7 protein-coding genes are annotated in these 7,472 nt (G+C 72.0%); 3 read left to right on the top strand and 4 right to left on the bottom strand.

Going from position 1 to position 7,472, the window contains the following annotated elements:
* Positions 1–126: 126 nt before the first annotated feature.
* Genes RMN98_RS13100 through RMN98_RS13090 form a run of 3 tightly spaced genes read right to left on the bottom strand, consistent with a single transcriptional unit; the run spans position 127 to position 3,766 of the window.
* Complete coding sequence (locus tag RMN98_RS13100) at positions 127–1,776, bottom strand: hypothetical protein (protein ID WP_309649257.1); 1,650 nt, start codon at positions 1,774–1,776, stop codon at positions 127–129.
* Entirely contained in the window at positions 1,773–2,717 is a 945-nt protein-coding gene (locus RMN98_RS13095) for a hypothetical protein (protein ID WP_309649256.1), read from the bottom strand. The genes RMN98_RS13100 and RMN98_RS13095 overlap by 4 nt, the downstream gene beginning before the upstream one ends.
* Positions 2,714–3,766, bottom strand: a complete 1,053-nt coding sequence (locus tag RMN98_RS13090) for a sulfotransferase family protein (protein ID WP_309649255.1) — start codon at positions 3,764–3,766, stop codon at positions 2,714–2,716. The genes RMN98_RS13095 and RMN98_RS13090 overlap by 4 nt, the downstream gene beginning before the upstream one ends.
* Positions 3,767–3,846: 80 nt before the next feature.
* Between RMN98_RS13090 and RMN98_RS13085 the strand changes: the two genes are divergently transcribed.
* Together RMN98_RS13085 and RMN98_RS13080 are read left to right on the top strand one after the other, a co-directional pair.
* The gene (locus tag RMN98_RS13085; protein WP_309649254.1) at positions 3,847–4,248 is read left to right on the top strand and encodes a DUF6855 family protein; all 402 of its coding nucleotides are present in this window, start codon (positions 3,847–3,849) and stop codon (positions 4,246–4,248) included.
* Positions 4,249–4,285: 37 nt separating this feature from the next.
* Complete coding sequence (locus RMN98_RS13080) at positions 4,286–4,999, top strand: sulfotransferase (protein ID WP_309649253.1); 714 nt, start codon at positions 4,286–4,288, stop codon at positions 4,997–4,999.
* Positions 5,000–5,017: 18 nt separating this feature from the next.
* Here RMN98_RS13080 and RMN98_RS13075 read toward each other — a convergent pair whose 3' ends face one another.
* The gene (locus tag RMN98_RS13075; RefSeq protein ID WP_309649252.1) at positions 5,018–6,373 is read right to left on the bottom strand and encodes a GH1 family beta-glucosidase; all 1,356 of its coding nucleotides are present in this window, start codon (positions 6,371–6,373) and stop codon (positions 5,018–5,020) included.
* A gap of 15 nt (positions 6,374–6,388) precedes the next feature.
* Here RMN98_RS13075 and RMN98_RS13070 point away from each other — a divergent pair, with 15 nt between their 5' ends.
* Entirely contained in the window at positions 6,389–7,435 is a 1,047-nt protein-coding gene (locus RMN98_RS13070; protein ID WP_309649251.1) for a pirin family protein, read from the top strand.
* Positions 7,436–7,472 lie beyond the last annotated feature (37 nt).

Below are 7,472 nucleotides of genomic sequence, written 5' to 3'. Positions count from 1 at the left end.
CCCCCGCGTCCGCCGAGTCGGCGGGATGTTGCACCGCGGGCGCCGCGTCGGCGCGCTGTTGCCCCCCGCACCTGCAACATTGCGCCGACTCGGCCAGCGCTCAGCAACATTGCGCCGACTCGGCGATCAGGGGCGCTCGGCGGGGTCGTGCTCGAGCAGCCGCGAGGGTCGGAAGCCCTCCCACGTGCGCTCGACCCGCACCGGGTCGAGCAGGTAGTCCAGGTCGACCTCCCACGTGTGTCCGCTCGCGTTGCGACGCAGCACGTAGCCCAGGCCGTGGGTGCGGTAGATCGCGGCACCGGCGGCGGTGACCGCGGCGATCAGCTGCGCGTCGACGAACTTGCGCACGGAGCGGAAGCTGCCGACCTCGCGGAGCAGGCCGCGGTCGACCATCATCGTGCCGCCGGCGACGAAGCGGGCGTAGCCCTCGCTCGGGTGGCCGCGCTTGACGGTCAGGTCGCGCTCGGCGACGTAGTGCATCTCGGCGGGCATCCCGACCATCTCGGCGCCGCTGTAGTCGCGCGCGCGCAGCAGGTCGACGACGACGTCGGCGCCGTACCAGTCGTCGTCGTCCATCTTGAGCACGACGTCACCCGAGGCCGCCGACGCAGCCGCGGCCAGCACGTCCCCGAAGGGGGTCTCCTCGGCGCGGGCCACGACCGTGAGCGCGACGGTGGTCGGAAGCGCGGCGCGGACCTGGCCCTCGTCGACGGAGAAGCCGTGGGGGGCGAGGACCAGCTCGAGCGCCTCGACCCCGCGCTGCTTGGCGACCTGGCGGAGCGCGAAGTCGAGCATGTCGGCCCGCCTGGTCGCCAGCACGACGGAGGTGGCCGGTGGCGCGGCCACGCGCACACCCACCGACGACGCCACGGCCGCACGCCAGGCCCGCGTGGAGAACGTGTCGAGGGCGACCCGACGCAGCACGAGGCTGTGCTCCTCGCGCGCGAGAGCGTCTGCCAGGTCGACCGGAGCGGCGATGGCGTCGGCCACGGCTGACCCCAGGATCCCAGCCAGGGCTGGGGAAAGTCCTCCGGTGACGTCCGGGACGAGTGGTACGCCGGCCATCGCGAGGCCGGCCAGCACGCGCGCGTCGCCAGCATCGGAGCGGTCGATCCGCACGCCGGCCGCACCCCGCAGCGACGCGACCAGGCCCTCCGTCGGGCCGTCGCGCAGGTCGAGCGACGACAGCGACACGACGTCGGACGCCGTGGCCGCGACGAAGCCGATGGGATTCAGCACGCGCTCGTCGAGCGGACCGAGCGACAGGGGGCCGACGGGCGAGCTCGACGCTGCCGGCGTACGGCCGGTGATCTCGGAGACGACCATCGCCGCCATGCCTCCGGGCAGCACGTCGGCCGGCACCTTCTCGGAGACGGCGTCGACACCGCCGACCCACAGGCCGCGGTTGCCGACGGTGTCGCCCCAGACCGACTGGCGCCCTGCCTCGGCCACGACCTCGGCGACCTCTACCGGGCGCTCGAAGCGCAGCACGGTGAGCCAGCCGTCGCCGGCCGCGCGAGCGTGGATCCCTTGCAGGGCTGGCCATGCGGGCTTGGCGAGCATGGTCACCGGCACTGGACCACCCTCGAGGTGGAGGCCGACCACAGCGGTCCGCACGCCCGCGGGCACGACCAGCGCGCGCAGCGCCCCCCGGTCGGCGCAGGAGACCAGCACCCGGTCATGACGCCCCGGCTCGACCGGCCCGTTCCCCACCGCCGGCAGCACCAGCGAGGTGCCCGGCTGGTCGAGGAACTTCTCGACGGCGGGCGTGCTCACACGTCGATCCGGCCCGGGCGACGCACGAGCGGACGCGGCTGCTGTGGCAGCCAGGTGCGAGTCACGTGGTCGACGATGTGGACGCCGGGCGGTGCCTCGATGCGCTGGAGCCCGTGGACCTCGTCGCCGCGGCCCTCCATGAGCGCGCGGTAGACCTCGAGCTCGCGCAGCTTGCGGGGCGCCCGGGAGGCACCGAAGTCGTCGTGGCTGCTCCAGTGGGAGAACTCGTCGGAGTCGAGCCACTTCAGCTCCACGCACATCCCCTCGGGCGCGACGATCCGCTCGGAGCTGGTGGGAAACTCGCGGACCTCCCACTCGAAAGCCTTCACGAACGTGAACTCCGGACCCATGGGATAGACCCACGGCTCCAGGAAACGGAAGCCCAGGTCGATCCAGGCCACCGACTCGCTCACGATCGACAACGGGTGCCGCGGGATCGCGACGACGGCGTTGGAGTCCTCGAGCTGCCACGACAGGTCGGCCAACATGCCCACGCCCTCGGGCGTGAGGACCATGTCGCCGTCCCACTTCATCGAGTAGCAGGTCTGCACGTGGGAGAAGGACCAGTTGTAGAAGTGCGTCAGCGAGTGCACCGAGTCGGGCGGGGTCGCCAGGTGCTCGGCCCCGGCGCGGCTCACCCTCCAGGGGTACGACGTGACGGTGAGGCGGTCGGTCGCCCCCAGGTCCGCGGCGACACGGCGTGCGACCTCGGGGGTGCCGTCGTCGGACTGGTTGTCGACCAGGACGACCTGCTGCACGGCCTCGAGCATCGGCGGCAGCACCCACGGCAGGTTGCGCGCCTCGTTCTTGACGCGGAAGACGCAGGTGAGCCCGGACGGGAGCTTCCCGTCCTGCCAGGCCCAGCGGACGTCGTAGGCCTCCTCGCCCTCGAGGCAGGCGATGTCCGGGCCCGTGTCCGGGGCAGTGTCCGGTGCGCTCATCGCTCGCGGCCGAGGGCCTTGCGCAGCCCGCGGCGGGCGCTGGCGGGGACCATCGCGCGCACGCCGTGGGGCACCCGGTCGACACCGCGGCGGCTGACCTCGATCGGCATCGGCTGCTGGGCCAGGCCGTCGCGGTGGGCGGCGAGCGCGGTGGACTGGGCGATCGCCTCGGCCTCGTCGTAGAGGTCGGCGTAGGCCGCGCGGAGCTGGTCGAGCGTGGCGTGCACGTCGCTGGTGTCACCGTCCGGCTCCGCGAGGGCGTTCAGGCCCTGCCAGGACTCCTCGGCGATCTCGCGCAGCCGTGGCGGGACGTCCACGTCGTCCCAGGTGAGCTGGACGCGGCGCAGGTTGGGGTCGATGAAGGCGTGGACCGAGCGGATGTCGTTGGCGCTGGCCGACTTCACCGCGTCGAGGTCGAACTGCTGGCCGATGCCGAAGACCGGGACCGTCCAGTCGGTGAGCATGTCGTGGTAGCGCACGAACGCGCGCGTCGAGCCGCGGGTCGCGCGCTCGGTGTGGAGCATCATGTTGACCCAGGCCGCGGTGCGGTTGACCTCACCGAACTTCGACGCGTAGTACTTCTGCTTGCTCCCGACGACCTCCGTCACCGGGCGCAGCATCGTCACGTAGGCCGGGGTGGCGTCGCAGCGCAGGGCCGCCGAGCGCCACAGGCCCATGAACCAGGCGAGCCGCGGGTCCTTCACGACCAGCTCGGGACCACCCTCCACGAACTGCGACTCCAGCCAGTCGCGCAGCCGCCCGCGCAGGGGCTCGAGGTTGGCCAGCCTGCCGGCCTCGAACCACGCCTGCGGGCGCGAGTCGGAGACCTGCACGTTGCAGCGCTTGAGCAGCTCGTCGTGGAAGTCGACGACCCACTGGGGCTCGCCGAAGCCCTTGGGGTTGGTCTCGTCGGCGCTGACCTCGGGCTGCGGGACGTGCATGCCGAGCGTCTGGAGGGTGCCGCTCATCGTGCTGGTGCCGCTGCGGCCCGAGCCGACGACGAAGACCACCCGGCGCTTGGCGGGCAACGACTCAGCGGGGCTCGACATGGCCGTCATCGTACGGCGCCCGCTCCGAGGGTCCATGATGGGAACCCATCCTCCCCCCGGAGCGAGCGAGAGGCACGACGATGGCGGGAACCGCGCAGGAACCCTGGCAGCTCACGACCGCGCCGGGCACCTCGGCCTACACGATGTGGGCCGACGAGACGGCCGAGCCGGCCCAGCTGGTGTGCCAGGTGGGATCGACCAGGCTCACCTACGACCTGCGCTGCCTGGAGGACCTGCACCAGTGGCTCCTCGAGCAGGGCGACTGGGTCGACCTGGGCGCCGCGGACGAGAAGAAGGACGCCAAGCCCGGCACGGTGGAGGCGTGGGGGCGCGACCCCGGCAACCCCGTCGGTGGGTGGTACGGACTGCGCAAGGGCTATCGGGGCCGCTTCGCGATGTACGTCCCGCCGCTGCTGGAGCACCTGGGCAAGGTCGAGCTCACCCACGAGGCCCGCAACAACGTGGTGCGCGCCGTCGGCTGAACAGGCCGGGACCCGCCGCCGTCCTAGACTCGCGGCCGTGGAGGATCCCGAGGTCGAGGCGCTGCGCCGCCAGGTGCGCCTGCTGCGCGGTCGCGACCGCGAGGAGCTGGGCTACCTCTTCGTCGTCACCTACGGCCGCTCCGGCTCGACGCTGGTGACCGGGCTGCTCAACACCATCCCCGGCTACCTCATCCGCGGGGAGAACCGCGACGCGCTGCACCATCTCTTCCACTTCCACACCACCCTCCTGGCCGAGAAGCGCCGCGCGTCCAAGGAGGAGCTGCGGTCCACGACCAGCTCGTTCTTCGGGATCGGCGACTTCCCCCCGCAGCAGTCGCTCGACGGCATCCGCCGGCTCGCGCTCGACACCGTGCTGCGCCCGCGCCCGGACACCCGGGTGACCGGCTTCAAGGAGATCCGGTGGTACCACGAGGACGTGGAGGCGTACGTCGCGTGGTTGCGCGAGGTCTTCCCCGGCGCGCGTTTCGTGGTCAACACCCGCGACCACGCCGCCGTGGCGCGCAGCAAGTGGTGGGCCAAGGGCGACCCCGAGCAGACCGCCGTGACCCTCGCCGACATCGAGTCCCGCCTGCTGGCGATCGCGGACGACCTCGGGGATGCGGCGTACCGGATCCACTACGACGACTACGTCGCCGACCCCACCGTGCTGCGCGGGCTCTTCGACTGGCTCGGTGAGGACTTCGACGAGTCGGTCGTGCGCGAGACGTTCGCGGTGAAGCACTCGTTCTGAGGCCGGGCAGGGGCGCCCTCAGCCCAGCGACCGCGTCTGGGCCTTGATCATGTCGGCGTACCACTGGAAGCTGCGCTTGGGCGTGCGCGCCTGCGTCTCGTAGTCGACGTGCACCAGGCCGAAGCGCTGGGTGTAGCCCTCGGACCACTCGAAGTTGTCCAGCAGCGACCAGGTGTAGTAGCCGCGGACGTCGACGCCCCGCTCGACGGCGGTCGCGATCGCGCGCAGGTGGGCGTCGAGATAGTCGATGCGGGGCTGGTCATCGACGACACCGTCCTCGTCGGGCCCCATGCCGTAGGAGCAGCCAGACTCGGTGATCATGATCGGCGGCAGGGCGGCACGGAAGCGCGCGCGGAAGGTGATCAGCCACTCGCGCAGCGCGTCAGGCACGACCGGCCAGCCGAAGTCGGTGACGGGGTAGCCCACGAGCTCGCGCATCTCGAAGGGCATCTCGGCGTCCTCGTCGGCCGCGGCGATGCGCATCGGGTTGTAGTAGTTGACGCCGTAGAAGTCGAGTGGCTGGCGGATCGTGGCCATGTCGCCGTCGTGGATCTCCTCGACCAGCAGCGGGGCCAGGTCCACGGGATAGCGGCCGAGCAGCATCGGCTCGAGGAACATGCCGTTCCACAGCGCGTCGAAGAGCTTGGTGGCCCCGACGTCCTCGGGCAGGTCGCTGGCCGGCCACATCGGGGCGTGGTTGTTGGCGCACCCGACGCTCGTGGCGCCCGCGGCCCGCAGCGCCTGGACGGCGCGACCGTGGGCGACGAGCAGGTGGTGCGCGACGGGGAGGCCGTCGAACATCAGCGTGCGGCCCGGTGCGTGCATCCCGATGCTGTAGCCCATCATCGAGGCCACGTTGGGCTCGTTGACCGGGATCCAGTGCTCCACCCGGTCGGCGAGCCGCTCGCCGACGATCGCGGCGTAGTCGGCGAAGCGGTCGATCGTCGCGCGGTTGAGCCAGCCGCCGTCGTCCTCGAGCGCCTGCGGCAGGTCCCAGTGGTAGAGCGTCGCCATCGGCTGCACACCGTGCGCGAGCAGCGAGTCGACGAGGCGGTCGTAGAAGTCGAGGCCCTTCACGTTGGCCGGGCCCGACCCGGTGGGCTGGACGCGCGGCCCCGAGATCGAGAACCGGTAGCCCCCGGCGCCCAGCTGCTGCATCAGCGCCACGTCCTGCTCGTAGCGGTGGTAGTGGTCGCACGCCACGTCGCCGGTCGAGCCGTCCTTGATGCGGCCCGGCGTGTGGGTGAAAGTGTCCCAGATGCTCGGTCCCTTGCCGTCCGCGGTCGCGGCGCCCTCGATCTGGTACGACGCCGTGCTGGTCCCGAAGCGGAACCCCGGAGGGAGCTGGGGGAATGCGGGCGGCTGGTCGGGCACGGCACAATCATGTCCGTGACCGTCGAGATCCGCAGGGCTTCCGCACGCTTCGTCGACAAGGCACCGGGACGGATCACCCACCACGCCTTCGCGTTCGGCCAGCACTACGACCCCGACCACCTGGGCTTCGGCCCGATGGTCTGCCACGACGACCACCTGCTCGGCTCGGCGCAGGGCTTCGACACCCATCGCCACGCCGACCTGGAGATCGTCACGTGGGTGGTGTCCGGTGCCCTCGAGCACCGCGACGCGGGTGGCTGCACCGACCCCGTGCGGGTCGAGCCCGGCACGGTGGCCCGCCTGTCGGCCGGGACCGGCGTCGACCACGCCGAGCACTCCCACGACGCCGGCCCGACGCGGTTCGTCCAGGTCTGGTTGACGCCTGACAACCCGGGCGGCACGCCGTCGTACGACGTGGGGGCCGTGACGCTGGTCCCCAACGAGCTGGTCGTGGTGGCCTCCGGTGAGGTCGACGCCCCGGTGCACCTCGACTCCGCGACCGCGACGTTCCTGGTCGCTCGGCTCGACGCCGGCGTCACCCTCGACCTGCCCGACGCCGACGGGGTGCACGTCTTCGTCGCGACCGGCGCGCTGACCCGCTCGTCCATGGCAGAGCCGCTCTCGCAGGGCGACGCGTTCCTGATCCGCGACGCCGTCGGGGTCTCGGTCACCACCGCGCTCCCGACCGAGCTGCTGGTCTGGACCTTCAGGGGCCTGCGCGACTCGCGCACCGGCGAGTCGGGCTCGACGCGGTCGCTGTCCCAGGCGATTCGGCCGGCGGACGAGGGTGAGCGCGAGATCGTCGGCACCGAGCTGCGGCTGACCGGCTCCGGCGGCGTCGGCGCGTTCGCGCTGCACGACGCCGAGGGCCCGCTGCCCGCGGACTACGACTACCTCTACGCGCGGCTGGGCCTGCGACGCGACCTCTACGAGGCCCTGGTGATCTGGGGTGAGTCGTGGGCGGCGATGCCCGGGCTTCCCGAGCTCCAGACCGCCGCCCGCGTCATCCTGGCCCGCCTCGACCACGAGTGCCCGGCGTACACCTTCGACCTGCGGCTGTAGTCGCGGCCGGGTAGTGCGGCACGTTTTCGACCTCCCA

Source organism: Nocardioides sp. (assembly GCF_031397825.1).
Lineage (GTDB): Bacteria > Actinomycetota > Actinomycetes > Propionibacteriales > Nocardioidaceae > Nocardioides.
The sequence above is the reverse complement of the archived record's forward strand: the minus strand, read 5'-3'. Positions and strand labels throughout refer to the sequence as shown.

What these genes read in the sequence shown, in the direction of transcription:
- RMN98_RS13095 (WP_309649256.1), bottom strand. Translation starts at nt 2,717, where the DNA reads ATGAGCGCACCGGACACTGCCCCGGACACGGGCCCGGACATCGCCTGC.
- RMN98_RS13090 (WP_309649255.1), bottom strand. Translation starts at nt 3,766, where the DNA reads ATGTCGAGCCCCGCTGAGTCGTTGCCCGCCAAGCGCCGGGTGGTCTTC.
- RMN98_RS13085 (WP_309649254.1), top strand. Translation starts at nt 3,847, where the DNA reads ATGGCGGGAACCGCGCAGGAACCCTGGCAGCTCACGACCGCGCCGGGC.